General features: G+C 33.8%; 22 protein-coding genes and 3 pseudogenes. 17 read left to right on the top strand and 8 right to left on the bottom strand.

All coding sequences use genetic code 11. From position 1 onward, the window contains the following. Positions 1-22 precede the first annotated feature (22 nt). The 3 genes from MKX31_RS12895 to MKX31_RS12885 are packed head-to-tail and all read right to left on the bottom strand — an operon-like array spanning position 23 to position 3,196. The gene (locus tag MKX31_RS12895; protein ID WP_064475651.1) at positions 23-1,132 is read right to left on the bottom strand and encodes a DUF4018 domain-containing protein; all 1,110 of its coding nucleotides are present in this window, start codon (positions 1,130-1,132) and stop codon (positions 23-25) included. Further along, positions 1,107-2,270, bottom strand: coding sequence for a DUF58 domain-containing protein (locus MKX31_RS12890; RefSeq protein WP_340980954.1), 1,164 nt, complete (start codon positions 2,268-2,270; stop codon positions 1,107-1,109). The genes MKX31_RS12895 and MKX31_RS12890 overlap by 26 nt, the downstream gene beginning before the upstream one ends. Then, positions 2,267-3,196: an AAA family ATPase gene (locus MKX31_RS12885; protein WP_340980953.1), complete on the bottom strand. Its 930-nt coding sequence runs from the start codon at positions 3,194-3,196 to the stop codon at positions 2,267-2,269. Before MKX31_RS12885 ends, MKX31_RS12890 begins: the two co-directional genes overlap by 4 nt. 203 nt (positions 3,197-3,399) lie before the next feature. Between MKX31_RS12885 and MKX31_RS12880 the strand changes: the two genes are divergently transcribed. After that, positions 3,400-3,717, top strand: a complete 318-nt coding sequence (locus MKX31_RS12880; RefSeq protein ID WP_000991836.1) for a PadR family transcriptional regulator — start codon at positions 3,400-3,402, stop codon at positions 3,715-3,717. 7 nt (positions 3,718-3,724) lie between these two features. Further along, positions 3,725-4,261, top strand: coding sequence for a DUF2812 domain-containing protein (locus tag MKX31_RS12875; RefSeq protein WP_000448680.1), 537 nt, complete (start codon positions 3,725-3,727; stop codon positions 4,259-4,261). A 324-nt stretch (positions 4,262-4,585) separates the two neighbouring features. Here the strand turns inward: MKX31_RS12875 and MKX31_RS12870 are convergent, their stop codons facing one another. Next, positions 4,586-4,834 (bottom strand): hypothetical protein, encoded by a 249-nt coding sequence (locus MKX31_RS12870; RefSeq protein ID WP_000433607.1) that lies wholly within the window; start codon positions 4,832-4,834, stop codon positions 4,586-4,588. Between the two features lie 283 nt (positions 4,835-5,117). On the opposite strand from MKX31_RS12870, the gene MKX31_RS12865 reads away from it, so the two are divergent. The 9 genes from MKX31_RS12865 to MKX31_RS12825 all read left to right on the top strand — a co-directional run bounded on the left by MKX31_RS12865 (position 5,118) and on the right by MKX31_RS12825 (position 11,053). Next, positions 5,118-5,501: a VOC family protein gene (locus MKX31_RS12865; protein WP_001049855.1), complete on the top strand. Its 384-nt coding sequence runs from the start codon at positions 5,118-5,120 to the stop codon at positions 5,499-5,501. A gap of 14 nt (positions 5,502-5,515) precedes the next feature. After that, on the top strand, positions 5,516-6,058 hold the full coding sequence (locus tag MKX31_RS12860; protein ID WP_098111920.1) for a GNAT family N-acetyltransferase: 543 nt from the start codon (positions 5,516-5,518) through the stop codon (positions 6,056-6,058). After that, positions 6,058-6,639 (top strand): kinase, encoded by a 582-nt coding sequence (locus tag MKX31_RS12855; RefSeq protein WP_064475647.1) that lies wholly within the window; start codon positions 6,058-6,060, stop codon positions 6,637-6,639. The genes MKX31_RS12860 and MKX31_RS12855 overlap by 1 nt, the downstream gene beginning before the upstream one ends. Positions 6,640-6,662: 23 nt before the next feature. Next, a complete protein-coding gene (locus MKX31_RS12850) occupies positions 6,663-7,241 on the top strand; it encodes an HAD-IA family hydrolase (RefSeq protein ID WP_064475646.1) in 579 nt (192 codons plus the stop codon). A gap of 178 nt (positions 7,242-7,419) precedes the next feature. Beyond that, complete coding sequence (locus MKX31_RS12845) at positions 7,420-8,154, top strand: response regulator transcription factor (RefSeq protein WP_340980952.1); 735 nt, start codon at positions 7,420-7,422, stop codon at positions 8,152-8,154. Further along, positions 8,154-9,470, top strand: a complete 1,317-nt coding sequence (locus tag MKX31_RS12840) for a GHKL domain-containing protein (RefSeq protein ID WP_340980951.1) — start codon at positions 8,154-8,156, stop codon at positions 9,468-9,470. Before MKX31_RS12845 ends, MKX31_RS12840 begins: the two co-directional genes overlap by 1 nt. 89 nt (positions 9,471-9,559) lie before the next feature. Further along, positions 9,560-10,237, top strand: a complete 678-nt coding sequence (locus tag MKX31_RS12835) for a YhfC family glutamic-type intramembrane protease (protein ID WP_340980950.1) — start codon at positions 9,560-9,562, stop codon at positions 10,235-10,237. 2 nt (positions 10,238-10,239) lie between these two features. Then, complete coding sequence (locus MKX31_RS12830; protein WP_048547653.1) at positions 10,240-10,626, top strand: DUF3887 domain-containing protein; 387 nt, start codon at positions 10,240-10,242, stop codon at positions 10,624-10,626. Between the two features lie 115 nt (positions 10,627-10,741). Then, a complete protein-coding gene (locus MKX31_RS12825) occupies positions 10,742-11,053 on the top strand; it encodes a hypothetical protein (protein WP_340980949.1) in 312 nt (103 codons plus the stop codon). A gap of 40 nt (positions 11,054-11,093) precedes the next feature. On the opposite strand, the gene MKX31_RS12820 is transcribed toward MKX31_RS12825, so the two are convergent. Then, on the bottom strand, positions 11,094-11,309 hold the full coding sequence (locus tag MKX31_RS12820) for a helix-turn-helix domain-containing protein (RefSeq protein ID WP_064475642.1): 216 nt from the start codon (positions 11,307-11,309) through the stop codon (positions 11,094-11,096). 10 nt (positions 11,310-11,319) lie between these two features. Next, a complete protein-coding gene (locus MKX31_RS12815) occupies positions 11,320-11,802 on the bottom strand; it encodes a DUF2975 domain-containing protein (protein WP_064475641.1) in 483 nt (160 codons plus the stop codon). 323 nt (positions 11,803-12,125) lie between these two features. Here MKX31_RS12815 and MKX31_RS12810 point away from each other — a divergent pair, with 323 nt between their 5' ends. The 3 genes from MKX31_RS12810 (at position 12,126) to MKX31_RS12800 (ending at position 17,836) form a co-directional block, all read left to right on the top strand. Beyond that, the gene (locus MKX31_RS12810) at positions 12,126-13,784 is read left to right on the top strand and encodes an alkaline phosphatase (RefSeq protein WP_340980948.1); all 1,659 of its coding nucleotides are present in this window, start codon (positions 12,126-12,128) and stop codon (positions 13,782-13,784) included. Between the two features lie 255 nt (positions 13,785-14,039). After that, positions 14,040-16,430 carry an immune inhibitor A domain-containing protein gene (locus MKX31_RS12805; protein WP_340980947.1) on the top strand — a complete coding sequence of 797 codons (2,391 nt, stop codon included), beginning with the start codon at positions 14,040-14,042 and terminating at the stop codon, positions 16,428-16,430. A gap of 374 nt (positions 16,431-16,804) precedes the next feature. Further along, positions 16,805-17,836, top strand: coding sequence for a fatty acid desaturase (locus MKX31_RS12800; RefSeq protein ID WP_064475638.1), 1,032 nt, complete (start codon positions 16,805-16,807; stop codon positions 17,834-17,836). A gap of 454 nt (positions 17,837-18,290) precedes the next feature. Here MKX31_RS12800 and MKX31_RS12795 read toward each other — a convergent pair. Beyond that, positions 18,291-18,642 (bottom strand): annotated as a pseudogene (locus tag MKX31_RS12795) (VOC family protein). 312 nt (positions 18,643-18,954) lie between these two features. Continuing rightward, positions 18,955-19,416, bottom strand: a pseudogene (locus MKX31_RS12790) (amino acid permease); the annotation flags it as partial. A 2-nt stretch (positions 19,417-19,418) separates the two neighbouring features. Here MKX31_RS12790 and MKX31_RS12785 point away from each other — a divergent pair. From MKX31_RS12785 to MKX31_RS12775, 3 genes and pseudogenes are all read left to right on the top strand, one after another. Next, a pseudogene (locus MKX31_RS12785) lies at positions 19,419-19,541 on the top strand (fatty acid desaturase); the annotation flags it as partial. Between the two features lie 301 nt (positions 19,542-19,842). Continuing rightward, positions 19,843-20,592 (top strand): IclR family transcriptional regulator, encoded by a 750-nt coding sequence (locus tag MKX31_RS12780; protein WP_340980946.1) that lies wholly within the window; start codon positions 19,843-19,845, stop codon positions 20,590-20,592. Between the two features lie 76 nt (positions 20,593-20,668). After that, complete coding sequence (locus MKX31_RS12775) at positions 20,669-22,309, top strand: M20 family metallopeptidase (protein ID WP_340980945.1); 1,641 nt, start codon at positions 20,669-20,671, stop codon at positions 22,307-22,309. The last annotated feature ends 51 nt before the right edge of the window (positions 22,310-22,360 follow it).

Raw genomic sequence — 22,360 nt, 5'->3', positions numbered from 1 at the left:
AATAGGAGTCTTTTTTGTTATGTTATTTCTTCCTTTTCTTCAAACTCTTCTGATACAAGTAAAGTTTATGAATCTCTTCCTTAAATTCCTGAAGTAGCATCATATCCTCACTATTTGAATAACGTACTGTATTATAAGCATTTACAATAATATGACTCTCAATATTTACATCTTCTTCACTATTTATTCTTTCTAACCATGCTTCAACAGTTTCTCCTCGTTTTCTATTTAAAGGAGGAGTTAATTTACTCTCCAGCTTAAAAATTTCTTTTCGAATTTCGTTATGTGGTGGTTTGTTTCGTTTAAATTGTTTTAAACTCATTCCTTCTTTGTCAGTGATGATAGTAGATTCGAAGGCAGGCATATTTGGCAAACTTAAATATTTTCGTTTTTTTATTATTTTCCAAACGACGTAAATAGCAATGGTTGTACATACTATTATTGTAATGCTATTTATGAGAGTTGGATCAAAAGAACGCTGTCCAAAGTCATCCTTAATTTGAGGATCCTTTAAATTCCCTTTATTCGACCAAAAATCGTCAGTTTCTTTTGATTCAGCTGCCGAAAATAACGGATTAATGGCGTATCCAAATCCTAAAGCAACTACTTGTACGGCATAAGAAAAAAGAAGCCGAATGTATGGGAAAATAGGAATGAGGAAAGCACTAATTATTCCAATCGTAATAAGAGAAGCGAAACGTAATAACTGCTGATTACGATTAGCCCCAGTTAACCAAAATGTAATCATTATGTGTAAGACTAACAGTAACAGTTTCCACAAAGGTGGAAAGGGCGCATAAAATATAGCTGAAACACCAAACCAAACAATACCGCTTAATGATTTTTGAACTGGATATCCTGGTCCGACTACATATACGATAAAGAAGAAAAGTGGTAACATTATTGTGCCAAATAGAGAGAAAGAGAGAAAGAGAGAACAACCGATTATTTGAGTAATTAACAGTATGACAAAACCTGTTGTTTTTTTCTTCATTAGTTTATGGATAAGAAATACTCCCATATAGCCTGTTGCTAAAAATATAGCAATACCGATGAGTTCATCTCTTTCCGTTAATAACGAAAGGAGGAGCAGCAGAATAAAGTCATTAATGTGATAAAGCCAAGTTTTCAAGCTTTTCCACCATCCCTTCGTTATTAATGAGAAACGTAGGCTGAGAGAGAAGAGGGAGTTCATTTCTCTGTAAACCAATGTATATCATTGTAGACGATCGTTCTCTTTTTCTCGTTACATAATGAAGAAATCCTTGTTTCGGAAGTAACGTACTATCATCTGAAATACGCGCTAATTCCTCTAAAGATATCCCGTAATGGGTTTGCCCTTCGTTTAATGGTAAGTGCAGAGGTCCACCTTCAACTAATACACTAATAAATAGTTCAAACGGTATTTGATGCTTCGTTGCGTATTGACAAATGTATGTTGCAAATGAAATAAGGTCTTCTATATTATCTTTCCAACCAAATCCGCGATCAGCAGCTAATGAAAGACAAATCGTCCAACTATAATTTTTTACAGGCTCATATTGCTTCGCCTGTAATGATTGCATTTTAGCAGATGCTTTCCAATGAATAGAACGGAAAGACTCACGTTCATATCGTTTAACTCCAATAATAGATGTTTCATCATTGTAAAAAGAAAAATTCGTTCGATAAGATCCGTTTAAAAGTTGCTGTAGTTCTTGTAGGCCTGCTACTTCTTTAGGAGAAGGGTACACAATAATTTCAGTCCTTAATTTATCAAAAATGGGCAAATGCACAGTTAAAAGATGAAAAGGATCTTTCAAGACACATTCGAACTGTTCAATTTGAAACACACCACGTTTCGTTGCAGTTAATGTTAAATCCCACTTTTGCGCCGAATGAGCAGGTTGTGAAAACGGGAAAGAGAATAGTGTTTTTGATATTTGTTCAATTCCTTGCTCATTTTGTGGTAGTAGTGACGGATTTAAATGAAAATAACAAACACCGTTAACGAGTGGTATATTTGCTCCATTTTTTAAATGAATAAAAAACTGCCCAGATTCATTAGGAAAAAGCCGAGTAGTTTGTTTCCCATTTACGACTTCAAATGTTTTCTCTATGTAAGCGACATATTTATAAATGAAAATCGCAAATAAATAATAGAAGAAAAAGAGAAACATAATGATTCGTTGTGGCATAAAAAATGTAAATAGTATAGCGCCTGGGACAGTTAGTTGAATAATATGAAGTTGGAAAAATAAAGGTACAGTTACAACACGCTGTCCATTCATGTTTGTTCAATCTCCACCGGTACGTCAACTTCTTTTAAAATCCTTTGCATAATTTCATTTTTTGTCGTACGTAATGCACCTTCCATTGATAAGACGATACGGTGATTCCAAACAGAAGGAACTAAAAATTGTATATCTTCAGGCGTGCAATATTCTCTGTCGCGTAAAAAGGCTAGTGCTTGAACTGCGCGTACTAAAGCTAATGTGGCACGCGGGCTTACACCATTGGCGATGTAATCATGATTTCTTGTAGCGTGAGCAAGTTTAATAATGTAATGTTCTAACGGTTCTGATACGAAAATTTCTTTTACTCGTTTCTGTGCTTCTAAAATATCATCTAAAGAAATAACAGATGTGATACTTTCTAGTGGTACATCGCTACGAAAACGTCGCATCATTTGTAGTTCATCCTCTGGAGACGAATAACCAATTGAAATCGTCATTAAAAAACGATCAAGCTGTGCATCTGGTAGAGGGAACGTTCCTTGTGATTCAATTGGATTTTGCGTTGCAATAACAAAGAACGGTTTCGGAAGAGGAGTAGATTGCTTTTCAAGCGTTACTTGTCGTTCTTCCATCGATTCTAATAAACTAGACTGTGTTCTAGGCATAGCGCGATTAATTTCATCCGCAAGCAAAATGTTGGTCATGACTGGTCCAAGTCTTAACTCGAATTCGCTCGTTTTCGGATTGAAATATTCAATACCTGTTACATCACTCGGAAGTACATCCGGTGTAAATTGGACGCGAGAAAAATTACCACCTATACTTTTAGAAAGTGTTTTCGCAAGTAACGTTTTCCCCGTACCAGGCACATCCTCAAGCAGTACATGTCCATCAGCAAGCAATGAAACGAGTAATAGATCAATAACATTTTCTTTACCGACAAAAACGGATCCTATGTTTTCTTTCAATTTATTTATCATATGTATCATTCCTTTCAAAATATAAGCGGATATTTCTATATTTTAACAAATTATTCAGAAAATTGATATGATTTTTTAATTTAAAGAAATAGATATTAAGTTATTAAATTACCTTGCATATTTTGGAATATGATTATATAATATCGATATACGATGTATCGTTAGTCGATATATCAGGTAACGATGTATCGGAGGTGGTTATAATGAATGCGAAAGCGAAAAAATATATTCCGTTAACAGAGGCGACATATTACATATTGTTATCACTAGTGAAACCAATGCATGGTTACGGAATTATGCAAATGGTAGAAGAGATGACAAATGGAGAAGTAAAGCTCGGTCCAGGTACTTTATATGGGAATACGACAAAGTTACTAAAAGAGAAGTTAATAGTTGAAGTGGCCTCTACAGATAGAAAGAAGTGCTATGAGTTAACGCTACTTGGTAAAGAAGTATTAGAGCTAGAGTATAACAGGTTGCAGAGATCTGTAAGGAATGGGAATAGTATTTTAGGGGAGTGAATGGAAGATGGAGACTAAAAGGGTATTTAAGTTTTTTACGGCATGGAATTTAGAAAAAGAAGAAGCTTTTTTACGAAAGATGCATCAGCAAGGTTGGGCATTACAAAAATATAATTTAATGTATACGTTTAAGAAAACTGAGCCAAAAGATGTAATATACAAAGCTGATTTTAGATTAGTTTATAGAGATTCGAAAGAACAACAACAAGAGTATTTTGAAATATATGAAATGTCAGGTTGGGAACGTGTAACAAGTTTCACAAGATGGAATTATTTTTGTAAAGAAGTAGAAGAAGTAAATGAATTGCCTGATATTTACTCAGAAAAGGAGACGAGGATACAAAAACTAAATGAGTTATTAGTATTCTTTGTTATTATGTTAGCAGCTATATTACCATCAATGTACAATCTATTTATAAGCCCGATGGAATCAAGAGTGCCAATGTGGGCGAAAGCTATGACGGGTCTTACAGGTTGTATGTGGATATACTTCTTTATAAGACTCACTTGGAAAATTAAGAAATTAAAAAGTGAAATATTATAATAAAAAGTAGAGTTAAAAAGAAGTTGATGTTGTAGGGAAATACCGGGATTAACTTCTTTTGTTTCTATATAATTGTATTTTTGTTCACTCTTTTTTATATAATAAAAATCTATATAAAGGCACAGAATTAACAGTTACGAAGAACCACAAATAACCCAAAAATAATAAATGAAGAAAAAATGATTCATATCGAAGATCAAAAAAATAAAAGATGACTAAAGAGGTGTGGGGTGTAACTTATAATAAGGAAGAAAAACATTTTTTGATTAACATATTAAATCGAAAAACCCCCTACAGAAAATTGGTAGGGGGTAATAAAAATGTTTAAGAAAAAGACTGATTTTGAGCAGGTTTAATAAATTGTTCTGGATTTTCAACGAGTCCGCATACAGCGCATTGGACTCTGTATGTTGGTCCTTGATAAGCCATATGAAAAGCATTCATATTTTCATTTGTGTATTCCTCTTCTACTTGACCAGTTTGTGGATTTAACTTGACTGGTTTTACTTGTTGCTCAAGAATATTAAAGCGAGTACGGTTCGTTTTACAGCTTGGACATAGCATTGGTTCCATATGTATACACCTCCATTTGTAGCATTTCTTAAACTCATTAATTTTATGCAAGCAAAAAAACTTTCTCAATATAAATGGGTATTTAAAGTATTCAAAATTCAGAAAAAATAAAATATAATAAAAGTACGAACTGGTTATGTCCAAACCAAATCTCCTGTTTTATGCCAATAAGCTGGGGGGCCGAGAAATCGGCCTCATTTTTTTGTGCTCGTTGCTATAAGGAACAAGGTTTTTATGAGACATTTGTCGAAATTTTAGGGATGGATATAAAGGAGGATGTAAAATGAATTTAAAAATGAAGTACATCATTTTATATGTAGAAAAGTTTGAAGAATGTTTAAGATTTTATAAAGATATTTTACAGTTACCTATAAAAGCAGAGCATGGTACATATATTGAGTTTAATACTGGTTCTACAATTTTAGCGATGAACACGAGGCAAGATGTGAAAGAATTAACAGGACTACCACTTACAGAAGGCGAGTTACAATCTTCTCATTTTGAATTGGGATTCGTTGTTGATCATGTACAAGAAACAATCGAACAATTTAGAGAGCAAGGAATTAAGATCTTAGTTGAACCAATTGTGAAACCGTGGGGACAAACAATTGCATACATTGCCGATCCAGATGGGAATTATATTGAAATTTGCAGTTCATTAGAATAGAAGGAGAAAAAGAGATGGGGTTTCCGAAACTAGAAACAGAACGTTTACAATTAAGAGAACTTACACTACTCGATGCAGAAACTATGTTCCGTTATTTTTCAAAAGAATCTGTTATACGTTATTTCGGGATGGATTCTTTCGAAAATATTGAGCAAGCAAAAACGACTATTCAAACGTTTAAAAATCGTTATGAAGAGGGAACAGTATTTCGCTGGGGAATTGAGAAGAAGGGTACGGGCCAATTAATCGGAACGTGCGGATTTCATTTAATAAACAAGCATCATAAGCGAGCTGAAATTGGTTATGAATTAGACGATACATATTGGGGACAAGGGTATGCAACGGAAGCGTTACAGGCGATTTTAGGTTACGGGTTTGAAACGTTACAACTTATAAGAATTGCAGCTGTTGTATATGTAGAAAATAAAGCTTCTCAAAAATTATTAAGTAAAGCATGGTTTCAAGAAGAAGGATTACTTCGAAAACATATGATTCAAAATGGAGTTGCTCATGATACAATTTTATACTCGTTATTAAAAGAAGAGTGGAAGAAGTAATGAATACAAACGAGCTTATAAATATTATGAAGAAGCATAAAGAAAATAGATTCATTTTAGGTATAGATGGTTTAAGTCGATCGGGAAAGACAACATTTGTAACAAACTTAAAGGAAAATATGAAACAAGAAAGCATCCCGTTTCATATTTTTCATATTGATGATCATATAGTAGAGCGTAATAAACGATATCATACTGGCTATGAAGAATGGTATGAGTATTATTATTTGCAATGGGATATTGAGTCGCTTCGGCAGAAGTTTTTTCAGAAGTTACAAAATGAAACAAAACTGAAATTACCGTTCTATAATAATGAGACAGATTCAAGTGAGATGAAAAAAGTACAGATACCCATAGTAGGTGTAATTGTAATTGAAGGTGTTTTTCTACAGCGAAAAGAGTGGAGAGATTTCTTTCATTATATGGTGTATTTAGATTGTCCAAGAGAGACACGTTTTCTTCGGGAGAGTCCGGAAACGCAGAAGAATCTTTCAAAGTTTGAGAATAGGTATTGGAAAGCAGAGGGTTTTTACTTAGAAACGGAATTGCCGAAGGATCGGGCGGATTTAGTCATACAATGATTGGAAAATAGAAGGAGAACAGAATGAATATTTTATGGGATTTTGATGGGACGTTATTTGATACGTATCCAGTTTATACAAAAATTCTTTCTCAAGTTTTAGGGAAGGAAATAAGTGAAGAGGAAATCTATACAAAGTTAAAGGTTTCATTTTCTCACGTAATTGATTATTATAAAATATCTAAAAAACAATTAAATGAAATTGATGTATTAGAGAGTCGTATTATGATAGAAGATATAAAACCATTTGAAAAAGTGGAAGAGGTATTAAAGTTTGCCGATAAAAATGTCATTATGACTCATAAAGATAGAGCGGGGGTATTATCTATATTAAATCATTACGGCTGGAACAAATACTTCGTAGACATGGTTACAATTGACGATGGTTTCCCCCGAAAACCGAACGCTTTATCTTATGATCATTTGCATAAAAAGCACAATATTGATTTAGCTATTGGTGATAGAGAATTAGATTTATTACCTGCAAAAGAATTAGGTATTTCAACATGTATGTTTCAAGGGAACTGTGATGTAGCGAATTATTCTTTATCGCATTACTCGGAATTTTTTAACGTAGTGATTGATAGAGAGGTTATTTTATAAATAATTCAAATAAAACCTTTACTTTTTGCTTGAAAGTAGAGGTTATTTTCTATGCTTTATAAAAACTATAGAAAATTAATACTTTCTAGTAATTAGGAGGAGATTGGTATAACGATTTGAATTATATAGTTATAGATAAATCTATAGATGAAAAGATTTCAATAAAGCGAGTGATCACATGAGTATTTTCATTTTAGAAGATGATGTCATACAAGCACAGCAAATGAAGCGGCTAGTTGAAGAGATTTGTGAGGAGTATATGTTGCCTTTTGATTTTATAGAGGTAACTAGTAAAAGTGAAAACATTATTACGAACATTCCTAAGGCGAAGTATATCCCAATCTATTTTTTAGATATAGAGATAAAAAGAGAAGAGCGTAAAGGGTTACAAGTGGCACAAGAGATACGAAAGTATGATACGCAAGGAATTATTGTGTTTGTAACGACGCATTCTGAATTTGCACCTATTTCATATCAATATATGGTATCAGCTTTAACATTTATTGATAAAGGGTTGCCATACGAGGAGAGGCGTAACGTTTTTGAACAATGTTTACTACAGTATGAAGCGCGTAATAAGCGAATTATTCCGTCCGATGACTTTATCGTTGAAAATAGTAATGCGACTGTGCGAGTTCCGTTCCTTGTAGTTGAATATGTTATGACCGATGAACCACACCGTTTAGCATTAGTGACGTTAAATCGGATCGTTTATTTTTACGGAACTTTAAAGGAGATTGAAATAATAGATGAACGTTTATTTCGTTGTCATCAATCATATATCGTAAATACGAAGCAAATGTCTTCTTATGATGCGAAGCAAAAAATGATAGTTTTAAAAAGCGGGAAACGTATTCCAGTATCACGTCGTTTAGTGAGTAAAGTACGTAACATGTTAAAGGGTGAGATGTAATGTATATTTATGATATATTTGCAATACTGCTTACTAGTATAAGCCATACGTTTTTATACATTCAATTAATCCGGTACAATAGATTGTCAGTTAGAATGTTAATAGCTTTAAGTGCAGTATTCATTATTTTACTGGCTATTGTCGTAACAGTAACGAGATATCCAGAATTGAATAGTACGATTGTGTTGTTTTTAATAAGTTTAGGATTAATGCAAAATGAATTGAAATTTAAGCATAATGTATATTTTGCACTAGTGAGTATGGTAATTATTACGTTAGTGAAAATGTTGCTACTTGATTTAGGAATGAAAATCTTTATGTTAACAGCTTTTAATTTATATTTATGGACAGGTAGCGTTATTCATCTTATCGTATCGACACTTACTTTTATCGGTATTTTAGTAGCTCGTAAAAGAATCCAAAACATTGCTCAATATATAGTAGGTAGTCCGCTATACTATGTAACTTATATATTATTAATTGCCGGATTTATTATTGAACTAATTTTAACTCAGCCTTCTACTGCGTTTTTAGCACAATTAAATCAACAATACAGTGAAGTAAGTTATATTTCAGCTATTATTGTATTTTTATTATTACTAATCATTGTACTAATAAGCTCACACTTATCGAAAGAAAAGTTACGAGAAGAGCATGAAAAACGTTTAGATAAAGAGTTATTAGATTATGTGGAGAAATTAGAGGATATGCATGATGAGCTTGCTAGTTTCCGTCATGATTATATGAATGTATTACTATCGTTAGAAGAGGGAATACGTACAAAAAATGTGAAAGAAATTGAGCAAGTGTATTATGACGTTGTAGCTCCTACGTTAAAAACAATAAATGATCATGAACTTGATATTGCGAAATTATCTCGTATACATATTCCTGAAGTGAGAAGTGTATTAAGGGCGAAAGTTGGCACTGCCCAGCAACAACAAATAAAAGTACTGCTCGATATACCAGAGAACATTGAAAGTGTTTCAATGACGATCATTTCATTTATTCGCATCATTTCAGTTTTAGTAGACAATGCAATTGAAGAAGCAGTACATAGTGAGGAAAAGATTTTGCAAATCGCATTTTTTGAAATGGATTCACGACAATATTTTATCGTGCGTAATAGTTCAAAGAGTGAAGCGATTAATTTGCAAAAAATTTATGAGAAAAACCATTCAAGTAAAGAAGGAGCTCGAGGATACGGGCTATTCTCGTTAAAACGGATTATAAATAAAACAAATAACGCGACGTTAGAAACAACTTATGTAAGTCCTTATTTCACGCAAACATTCATACTAAAAGAGATGAAATGACCATCTATGATGAAAATGAAACCGAATAGGAAATAACTACATACTTCCTTCACTTATTTTTATACACTTCAAGTAAGAGGTGAAGCGAGATGAATGGTCTTATTTTTACAACAATGATTAGTTTTGGTTTACCGCTTGTAGCACTATTATATGCTGTTTGGAAGAAACGCTATATTCCTTATATGTTAGGTGTATTGGCTTTTGTTGTATCACAAATATTGATCCGCATACCAATACTGAATTATGTAAATGGAACTAGCACAGATTTTCAAATATTTTCAGTAATGCAGCCTGTATTATTTGTAATTTTGCTTAGTTTATCAGCTGGAATTTTTGAAGAGATAGCTCGTTTTATTGCAATGCGTTATTTTATGAAGCAACGAGATTGGCAGTCTGGTTTTTTATTTGGAGCAGGGCATGGTGGTATTGAGGCAGTGTTGATAGTTGGTATCCCGGTAATATCTCTATTATTGTCACAAACAGTCATTCAAAATGGTGACAGTTACTATTTCGGCGGTATTGAGCGCATCTTCGCGATGATATTGCATATTGGACTTTCCTTCATTGTATTACAAGCTGTCGTCCAAAAGAAATTCCGTTATGTTGTATATGCAATTCTCATCCATGGGACCGCAAATGCATTAGCTGGCATTATATCGCTATATGTACCAGGGAAAAACGGGATCATTATGTCAGAAGTTTCAATAGCAATTTGTACTTTAGTCGTTTTTAGCTATAGTTTTATTTTAAAAAGAAAGGGTGTATGAAAATGAGAAGAATGTTACTTATTATTATAAGTGCTATCGCGGCGTTCGCACTTGCAGCATGTACCGGTAATAAAGTAGATCAAAGTACATCAAAAAACTTTATTCCGAAGGCGGAAGAAATTGTATCATTATTAAATGAAGCAAAGTATAAAGAAGTACATGAAAAATTTGATAGTAAAATGAAATCAGCTTTATCAGAAGAGCAAATGAAAGAACTTACTCCTATAATTGAAAAAGCTGGTACATTCGAAAAAATTGAGAAAAAATCGATTGAAGAAAAAGATGGTTTATATACTGTTATTCTTGTAGCAAAGTATAGTAAAGAACAACGTACCTTTATCGTAACTTATAACGATAAAGAAGAAATAGCTGGGTTAGTAATTAGGTAGAAATGTAATGGCAGATAAGGTGGTTGTGTCCACTTTATCTGTTTTTTTGTTTTAACCAAATTATGGTTATTCATGCTAATATAAACACATAGCTATAGAGAAGGGGTGGGTTAGTATGAAAACTGAAATAGTTCCTAAAAAGAAGTACAGCATAATAAGCTATATATCTTTACTCATCGGTATTTTATGTTTTCTGCTCGTTTTTGTAACTCCGACAAGGATAGCGAATGCAGGTAATATAGTGGGAGATTATATTACAGTTGCCCTCACTGTTGCAGGTATCATACTTTCTGTCATTACGATGACGAAAAAAACAGAGAAGAAGGGAATTGCTATTCTTTCATTAATACTGTCCTTATCCTTCTTTATATTTTGGATTATCGCGATTATTTTAGTTTTGACTGGTCGAGTTAGTTTTGCGCCATAATACCGAATAAAAAGAGTCCTTCATACGAGAAGGACTCTTTTTATTCACTTTCTTCTGGTTGATATTCTAAAATATCCCCTGGTTGGCATTCTAACGCTTTACAAATAGCATCTAAAGTTGTAATTCTAATTGCTTTTGCTTTTCCATTTTTTAATATAGAAAGGTTAGCCATTGTAATTCCAACCTTCTCCGAAAGTTCAGTTACACTCATTTTTCGTTTCGCTAACATTACATCAACATTAATTATTATTGCCATGTTATTCACCTCAGACCGTTAAATCATTTTCTGATTTTATATCTATCGCATCTTTTAAAAGTCTTTGGAGAACGGCAGCAAAGACTGCGATTACCATTGAAGCAAAGATTAGGAGCATGCCTATTATAATAATACCTGGTGCGTCATCTTTCTCCGCTATGAGATAGAAGAGTGGCATACCTATTACATATAATACACTAATTGTAACAGCGCATTGTTTAATCTTCTTTAAAGCTCTAACAGATAATTTCGAGAAGGCGTTACCTTTGTCAATGTAGCTTACAAGTTTAAAGGCTTGATATAGAGCAAAATAAAAAGGTATCACCGTTGCATATAGATTAATTAAAATAAGATATTTTATATATGCAATATCCGGGTACAATTCCGCTGCATAATTCCCGATATTAGGAATTAAAAATATACACAAAGCAAAAACAGGAATACCGATAAGGATAATTGCTGTCTTTAAAAAGAGTGTTGATCCTTGTTTCATATAAAGCACCTCATTTTTAAATTATCATTTTAATTTAACATAAATTTTATCGTTTAACAATAAATTATTATTTATTTCAATCGGATTTTTATTGAGAAACAAATTTTAGTGAAGAGAATGATAAGACGTTTTTATAAAAAAGGTGTGGTCTCTAGTTATTTGAACATAAAAAGCTATGATATGTACCGTTCGTTGCTTTACTAATAAAAGAAAGTGAAGGTAATGATTGTTAGCTTCATGAAAATTGGGGACTAATAAAACATATATAGGTTGTGGAAATCTTTTTGTATATAAATGAATGTGAAACATACGGAGGAACAACAATGGTGAATTTGGGTTTATTGATGAAGAGGTTACTGTTAGTAGGAACCACACTAAGTATGTTATGTACGAAAAGCATGATGAATTATCATACGGTGGAAGCTAAGGTGAAACAAGTAGAACGGCAACCGAAAAATGTAATCATAATGGTTATGGACGGAACGAGTTCTTCAGCAACGACATTAGCTCGCTTGTATAAAGGGAAACCACTTGCATTAGATGAAATGGTAACAGGAGGAGTTCGTACCTATTCGGCGGAATCGGCTATAACAGACTCAGCCCCAGCAGCTACAGCTTTAGCGACGGGGAATAAATCGAATTCAGGATATGTAGGTATATTACCTTCTATTGTAAGTTCACCTGGCTTAAAATCAATAAAAGAAGAGGACAAGTTACGTCCAGTTGCCAATGTTCTAGAAGGTGCTAAACGCACTGGTCGCGCAACTGGAATAGTTGCTACAGCTGAAATTCAGCATGCTACTCCCGCTGGATTTTCTGCTCACCATATTAACCGTAAGCGTTTTGACGTAATTGCGGAGCAGCAAGTGTATCAAAATATAGATGTCGTATTAGGTGGGGGAAAAGAGGCACTGCTACCTATAAAAAGAAAAGATGGTGAAGATTTAGTAAAGGTGATTCAAGACAAAGGATACGACTTTGTTGAAACGAAAGATGCATTATTGAACTCTAAATCTAAGAAAATTTGGGGCTCTTTCTCACATAATGCTCTTGCGTTTGATATGGATCGTGAAGCAACAAATCCGGAGCAACCAACACTTTCTCAAATGACGGAAAAAGCAATTCAAACACTATCAAAAGAAAAAGATGGTTTCTTTTTATTTGTAGAGGGAAGTAAGCCAGACTGGGCAGCTCATGTGAACGATCCAATAGGGATGATTAGTGATGTATTAGCATTTGATAACGCAGTTGCAGAAGCATTGGAATTTGCAAAAAAAGACGGTAATACGATGTTAATAGCTGTAACTGATCATGGTAACAGCGGTATTTCTATTGGGAATGCGAATACGACAAAAGGCTATAATATTACGCCAGTCTCTGCATACATTGGTCCATTAAAAAAGTCGAAAATGACACTTGAAGGTGCTACAAATAAACTAAAATCTGATTTATCAAATGTAGAAGATGTAGCTAAATTATACGGTTTGGACGATTTAACTTATGATGAAAAAGAAAGAGTAAAAGCAGCAAAAAAGAAATCGGATATGGGTCCAATACTTACTACATTATTAGCCAATCGTGCGAACATTGGCTTCACAACAGGAGGGCATACAGGTGAGGATGTGTTTTTATATTCTTACGGTCCTCAAAAGCCATACGGTTTGATTCAAAACACAGACGTTGCGAAGACGATGGCGAAAGCAATGGACTTTAACTTAGAAGAAGTAACAAACAAATTATTTGTAGAGAGTGAATTTGCCTTTAAACGAAAAGGTGCAACAGTAACAATAGATAATACTGATGCAGAAAACCCGGTGCTCATAGTAAAACGTAATAATGTAAAAGCTCAATTCTTTGTAAATAAAAATATAATTCGTATTAAGAATAAAGAATATGAATTAAGTAGTGTCATTGTAGAAAGCAATGGCAAGTTCTATATACCAGAAGAAGCAATCCATTTATTCATAAAATATTCTCATTAAAAAAAGCCAATTCCTTAGCTAGTACTTAGGAATTGGCTTTTTTTTAATGAGATTTTACTCGAAAAAAAGAGGAAAGAGAATCATAACTTCTAGAGTAGACTTCCTGTAAATATACCTATTGTATGTTTTTCACCCTCCAAAAATATTTCTCAACATTTTAGTCTTCTAAAAAGATTGAATATTCGTATTATAACGAATATTATGTTGCTATCGGCAAAAAAAACGATAATTCGCAGACACTGGGGAGGAAATGCATTGAAAAAGAATAAGAATAAGAAGTTAAAACCATTATCAGTTTTAGCAACAGCAGCAGTACTAAGTAGTAGTTTTGCTTTTGGAAGTTATGCAGCGTATGCTGATACGCCACCATCTCTACCAATTGATGAGCATTTAATACCTGAAGAGCGTTTGGCAGAAGCGCTGAAACAACGAGGAGTAATTGATCAATCTGCATCACAAGCTGAGACATCAAAGGCTGTCGAGAATTATGTTGAGAAAAAGAAAGGGGAAAACCCTGGGAAAGAAATCTTGACAGGAGATAGTCTTACGCAAGAAGCTTCTGATTTTATGAAAAAAGTAAAAGATACAAAAATGAAGGAAAATGAACAGGCGCAGCAACCTGAAGTAGGACCAGTGGCTGGACAAGATGCAGGTTTGAATTCTAGAAAACTAAATGGAAAAGTACCTACTACACCAGCGAAGCAAGAAGAGTACAATGGAGCTGTTCGAAAAGATAAAGTGCTTGTTTTACTCGTAGAATTTAGCGATTTTAAGCATAATAATATTGATCAAGAACCGGGTTACATGTATTCTAAGGACTTTAATCGTGAACATTATCAAAAAATGTTATTTGGTGATGAGCAATTTACGTTATTTGATGGATCGAAGATTAACACTTTTAAACAATATTATGAGGAGCAATCTGGCGGAAGCTACACAGTTGATGGCACTGTAACCGAATGGCTTACTGTTCCAGGAAAAGCTTCAGATTATGGTGCGGATGCGGGAACTGGTCATGATAATAAAGGTCCTTTAGGGCCACGCGATTTTGTGAAAGAAGCATTAAAAGCAGCTGTAGCAAAAGGCATTAATTTAGCTGATTATGATCAATTTGATCAATACGATCAAGATGGTGATGGAAATAAAAACGAGCCAGATGGAATTATTGACCACCTAATGGTTGTACATGCGGGCGTAGGTCAAGAAGCTGGCGGTGGTAAATTGAAAGATGATGCGATTTGGTCTCATCGTTCAAAACTAGGATCAAAACCATATGCGATAGATGGTACGAAATCTTCTGTTTCAAATTGGGGCGGAAAGATGGCGGCATATGATTATACAATCGAGCCTGAAGACGGAGCAGTTGGTGTGTTTGCACATGAGTATGGTCATGATTTAGGCTTACCAGATGAATATGATACAAAGTATTCAGGGCAAGGTGAACCTGTTGAATCATGGTCCCTTATGAGCGGCGGTAGCTGGGCTGGAAAAATTGCGGGAACAGAGCCAACAAGTTTCTCGCCACAAAATAAAGAGTTTTTCCAAAAGAATATGAAGGGTAACTGGGCGAATATCGTTGAGGTAGATTATGATAAACTGCGCACAGGAATCGGTACTGCAACATTTTTAGATCAAAGTGTTACAAAATCAAAACGACCAGGAATCGTTCGTGTTAACTTGCCAGACAAAGATATAAAAAACATCGAATCAGCATTTGGTAAGAAGTTTTATTACAGCACAAAAGGAAATGACATTCATACAACACTAGAGACACCAGTATTTGACTTAACGACTGCAACGGATGCTAAGTTTGATTATAAGGCATTTTATGAATTGGAAGCGAAGTATGATTTCCTTGACGTAAATGCGATTGCAGAAGATGGAACGAAGACACGTATTGATAGAATGGGCGAAAAAGATGTAAAAGGCGGCGTAGATACAACAGATGGTAAGTGGGTTGATAAATCATATGATTTAAGCCAATTTAAAGGGAAGAAAGTAAAACTGCAATTTGAGTATGTAACAGATATTGCAGTAGCTTATAAAGGATTTGCGTTAGACAATGCAGCATTAACTGTAGATGGAAAAGTTGTTTTCTCTGATGACGCAGAAGGCCAGCCAGCAATGACGCTAAAAGGATTTACTGTGTCTAACGGATTTGAACAGAAAAAACATAACTACTATATCGAGTGGCGAAATTACGCTGGGTCTGACACGGCGCTACAACATGCACGTGGTCCAGTATTTAATACAGGAATGGTTGTATGGTATGCGGATCAAAGCTTTACAGATAACTGGGTAGGCGTTCATCCAGGCGAAGGATTCCTTGGGGTAGTTGATTCTCATCCAGAGGCAATCGTAGGAACATTAAATGGACAACCAACTGTGAAGAGCAGTACGCGTTATCAAATTGCCGATGCGGCATTCTCATTTGATCAAACGCCAGCATGGAAAGTAAATTCGCCAACCCGCGGTATCTTTGATTATAAAGGATTGCCAGGCGTTGCAAAATTTGATGATTCTAAGCAATACATCAACAGTGTTATTCCAGATGCCGGGCGTAAGTTGCCGAAGCTTGGATTGAAGTTTGAAGTAGTAGGTCAAGCTGAAGACAAGTCTGCAGGTGCAGTTTGGATCCATCGCTAAAATAAAATGAAAAGGAGCTGCCATAAGTCGGTGAAACCTGACTTATGGCAGCTCTTTTCTTCTTGTGAGAAAAAACTGTTACATAAATACAAATCGAAAAAATTACCATTTAAAAAAATGAAAAGATGTGCAGAAGTGAAAAAGTCCTCTGCTTTTTTATATATTTATTGGAAAAAATAGATGTTTCTTTTATAATTGAAATGCTCCATCAGTCCGATTATATAAGCTTTTTTGACCGTAAGTAATTTGTAAGTAATGAGTAAGAAAAAAGAGATTTTTATATTATATAATATTTATTACAGCTACTTTTAACACCTGATACTAATAGTATGCTATAATGTGAATTAGCAACATAAAGGAAAGGAATTAGACCAATGACATTAGAAAATACTAAAAATTTAAAAAAACAAGTTGCTCCTTATGAAAAATCAACGATTAAAAAAAGTGTGTGGCAACTTATTAACACAATCGTGCCATTCATTATTTTATGGTACCTTGCTTATAAAAGTTTGTCCGTTTCTTATTGGTTATCGTTAGTTCCATCTCTGTTAGCCGCCGGTTTTATGACACGGATTTTCATTATTTTTCATGATTGTACCCATTATTCATTCTTTAAAAGTCGTCGTGCGAATAGAATAGTAGGGACATGTATGGGTGTGTTAACTTTATTCCCGTTTGATCAATGGGGGCATGAGCATTCTATTCATCACGCTACAAGTGGTAATTTGGATAAGAGAGGTACAGGAGATATTTGGACGCTTACAGTGGATGAATATTTAGCTGCGCCATTTAGACTTCGTTTAGCATATCGCTTATATCGCAATCCATTCGTTATGTTTGGATTAGGTCCGATTTATGTTTTCTTACTTAAAAATAGATTTAACCGAAAAGGTGCTAGACAGAAAGAACGTATGAATACTTATTTGACGAATATTATAATCGTTGCTTTAATAGCTATACTTTGCTGGGCAATTGGGTGGCAATCGTTTCTGTTAGTGCATGGCACTATATTCTTAATAGCAGGTTCAGTAGGAATTTGGCTGTTTTACGTACAGCACACATTCGAGGATTCTTATTTTGAAGAGGATAAAGATTGGGAATATGTGAAAGCGGCAGTGGAAGGAAGTTCATTTTATAAACTTCCAAAAATCTTGCAATTTCTAACTGGTAATATTGGATTCCATCATGTTCACCATTTAAGTCCAAGAGTACCTAACTATAAACTAGAAGAGGCACACAATAATACGCTTCCGTTAAAAAATGTACCAACGATTACACTTGCTACAAGCTTACGATCACTTCGTTTTCGTCTTTGGGATGAGAAAAGTAACAATTTTGTTACCTTTAAAGAATTCAAAAAAATAATTAAAAACAATGTTTCTGTTCGAGTGAAATCTGAACTATAATTTCATCGTATATAAAAAACTCTCCTTAATCATTTTCGATTTAAGGGGAGTTTTTGTTTAAATAAAAGATGTCTGATAAGAAGAAAACTTAAATAATTTAAAATGTAATCGAAGAGGGTTAGGAAATGCTCGTACTTAGGCAAAAATATAAGGTAACCGTAAATATATTATGTTAACAATTTGGGGAGTTATGAATTATTTTATATTATTATGACTGTTCATACATCCGCCGATAATTAATAGCAAAGGGGGATAGTAGAAAATACTTATAGAATAATATTTGAAAAAAAGGCAAAAAGCTATTCTTTTGTAAGAATAGCTTTTTTGTAAATGTCCTTAGTTTGATGAGCATGGGATAGAATCTGAAACATAAGAATTCACAAAGATAAGAAGCTTTTATTTACTACCTGGAATTAAAGTAGCTGTTAATTTAATAGTAAAAGATTAAAAGCTATTATTTCTCCCAAAGCTCAATTAGACGACCTTCAGGATCTTTAATCCAAATAAACTTTCCGAATTCACTAATTTCTTCTTTCTTTTCAAGCGGTACGCCAATATGTTCAAGATGCTGAATAGTCTCATTCATATTATGTACTTGGAAATTTAACATCACTTGCTGTTCTGTTGGAAAATAATTATCATCTTCGGTAAAGAAAGAAAGAAAGAATAGTTTCATTTCCTAATTGCGGTTTAATCACAGTCCCATTCCAATTGTCTATTTCAATTTTCAACACTTCGCTGTACCATTTTTTTATAACATCAATATTTTTAGTTCTCCAAAATATTCCCCCGAAACCTTTTATCATCGTAGATAACCCCTGACTATTTTTGAATTTTTTGGCTTTATATATTCAATATATCAAATCAGTGATAGTAAGGAAAATTATTAACTTATAAACAGTAAGAAATCAAAATTGCTAGTAGTATGGACTGTTGAAATGATACAGACATCATTCTTCGCATAACTTGAAATCAAAGAAAAAGAGTATAGAAATACTGACTTGTCTTCCAAAAGTAAAGGGAAATGAAGGAACGAAAGAAAAAGTGAAAATGATAAAAGATAAAAGACCGCATATGAATTGAAAGCCATGTGCGGTCTTTTATATATAAGTATAGTATTACATAGTCTCACTAATTTTAGTTTCACTATGAGTATTAGCAGGAATTCTTTTCTTAACTTTAAAGTGATAGTAGGTGTAGCAAAAGATGATAAATGGTACAGTGCAATAGATTCCAAGTCGTTGTTCAGGGATAAAGATAAGACTGATTAATATAATGCCATACAATCCAAATCCAAGAATTGGTACGAGAGGATAAAGTGGAGTTTTGAATTTTAAGTCTTGTAATTTTCCACCTTCGGCTAAATAATGTTTACGGAAAAAGAATTGAGAAACACAAATTGACATCCAAACAATTATAGTTATGACGCCAGAAATGGAAATTAACCATAAGTAAACTATTTCGGCAGCCACAACGCTCGTCAAAAGAGAAAAAGCAGAAATAGCGATCGTCATAATTAAAGCGTTTAAAGGGATTCCTCGTGATGAGAATTTCTTTAGAAAGGCAGGAGCCACTTCATTTTACAAGCTTACGTTCACTTCGCTTCCGTCTTTGGGATGAGAAAAGTAACAATTTTGTTAGCTTTAAAGAAGTCAAAAATATAATTAAAAATAATGTTTCTGTTCGGGTGAAATCTGAACTATAATTTTATCGTTTATAAAAGACTCTCCTTAATTCTTTTTATTTAAGGAGAGTTTTTATTTAAATAATAGTTTTTATGAGGGGAGTTCAAATCCTAATTGGAGTTTAATCACAGCCATAGTTTAATTTTCAGGTAATTAAAAAAGAAAAGTCAATATTTTTTTGATTAAGCTTTCAAATTATTGTCGTTAGTATATTTTTATTTTTAGAAAATTGAATAAACAGATTGATTTCATTTTAAATTTTTGTTAAATTGATAGGTAATTGAGCGTACTAATATATTACAAGTCAAGTTGAGGTGAGTTATGGTACAGTCCATTGATAGAGCGATAAGTATTATAAAGTTGTTAAATTCTACAAATGAAAAAGAGTATTGGGCTATTTCTGATATTGCGGACAGAACACATCTCCCCGTTAGTACAGTACATAGATTACTTAACTCTTTAATCGAGCATGGGTTAGTTACGCAAATTTCAGAAACGAAACAGTACAAAATTGGGCCAATGTGGATGGAAATAGGATTACGTCAACTGGAGAAGGTAGACTACAGATCGGTTGCAAGAGAAGTGATGAAGCGGTTAGCCTCTGAAGTGGAAGAAAGTGTTTATTTGAACATTCCAAATGGCACACATTCTATTATCATTGAAAGAATGGATAGCCCTTTAAAAATTCGAGTTATTGATAACTTAGGGGAACAAATTCCACTTTCAATTGGTGCCGCAAATAAAACGATGCTTGCCAATATGAAAACGAATGAAATGGCACATATTGTAGAACATTTACTTTCTTCATTACCAGAACAAAAGCACATTCTTTTAGATCAAATAAAGCAAATAAAAACTGAAGGATATGCGGTAAGTTATGGTGAAAAAACAGAAGGGACAGCTTCAGTAGCTGCACCTATTATCGGATTTAATCATAAAGTAGTAGGAGCATTAAGTGTTGGGTTAATTAGTCATCGCATAAATGATGATCGACTATCTTTTCTTATTAGTAAGGTAAAACAAGCAGCTCATGAAATATCAATAAAAATCGGCAGTACATCAGAACTATAATTTTGATAACTGTCGTCATTTTTTATTCATATACTGGAATTCATTTTCATAATGCGGAAAAATAGGAGGGGGTTACATGTCAAAGTGGCAATCAAAAGAACAATTGATTCAATTATTAAGCAGTCTTGTTGAAATTCCTAGTATTACAGGTACAGAAGCCGAAGTGATATTGCCAGACTTTGTTGTGGAGCAATTATCTGATTTACAGTACTTCAAAGAAAACCCACATCATTTGCAAAAAAATCCGACGGGGGACGGACGATTTTTTGTTACAGCCCTAGTAAAGAAAAGCGATAGTACGAAAAATACAGTAATTCTAGTTAGTCACTTTGATGTTGTAGATGTACAAGATTACGGAGTGTGGAAAGAAAATGCATTCAATCCTAAAAAGTTAACGTCTATGTTTTATTCTCATAAAGATGAACTACCAGATCAAGTACGTGAAGATATAGAACAAGGGGATTGGCTATTTGGTAGAGGAACAATGGACATGAAATGCGGCCTCGCATTACAAATGGCAATGATTGAGCAAGCTTGTGTAGGAAGATTTGACGGAAATGTTCTTTTATTAGCTGTTCCAGATGAAGAAGTGAACTCGGTGGGGATGAGGGCTGCTGTTCCAAGATTATTAGAGTTAGCAAGAGAACACGATTTAGATTATAAAACGGTATTAAATTCAGAGCCTATGTTTTCACGACATCCTGGTGACCGAAATAAGTATATTTATACTGGTTCTATTGGTAAAGTGTTACCTGGATTTCTTTGCTATGGCAAAGAAACTCATGTAGGTGAACCATTTGCAGGTTTAAATGGGAGTTATATGGCTGCTTTATTAACGGCTGAATTAGAATTGAATACGGACCTTTGTGATGTTGTAGAAGGAGAAGCGAGTCCTCCGCCAACTAACTTACTTCAACGGGACTTAAAGGAGGATTATTCTGTACAAATTCCGCATCGTGCCGTCACATTGTTCAATTTGTTTTTACTAGAAAAAACGATGACAGATGTCGTTACATTGTTACGTCAAAAAGTAACGAAAGTAGCAGAGAAAATAGAAGAATCATATGAAAAGCAAGCATATCGTTTTTCTAAATATAATCCGTTTATACCGCCTAATATGAAAGTAAATGTTTTAACGTATGAAGAGCTTATCGCTTATGCAATTGAACAACATGGGCAAGAGAAAATAGATGATATTCAATCTAGTATAATAAAAAATAGAGAAGATCAAGATGATCGTGCGGTAACAATTGATTTAGTAGATAAACTAGCTATTTTATGTAAAGAAAAGGCTCCGATGATTGTACTTTTCTTTGCTCCGCCATATTATCCAGCTGTAAGTTCACGCAACAACTTGTTAATTAAAGAAGTAGTTGCAGAAATGGAAAAGTATGCTCACTACAATCATAACATTACATTTAAAAACCAAAACTATTTTGGAGGAATTTCAGATTTGAGCTATGTGGGCTTACAGAATCCACTAGATTCAATGAGTTCACTTGTAGACAATATGCCATTATGGGATAAAGGTTACTCGATTCCGCTTCAGGAATTGGAAGAGTTTGACGTTCCAGTATTAAATATGGGACCGGTAGGAAAAGATGCACATCAATGGACAGAACGTTTAGATGTAAATTACGCATTTGAAACGCTATTAGATATGTTACCGAAATGCATTGAAAAATTATTAGTTTCTAATAAAATTACACAATCATAGTAGGGAATAAGGAAGGGGTAAAACTAAAATTTCAAAAGAAGATATAAATAA

Source organism: Bacillus sp. FSL M8-0063 (assembly GCF_038005545.1).
GTDB classification, from domain to species: Bacteria; Bacillota; Bacilli; order Bacillales; family Bacillaceae_G; genus Bacillus_A; species Bacillus_A wiedmannii.
This window is presented reverse-complemented; position numbering and strand designations above follow the sequence as displayed.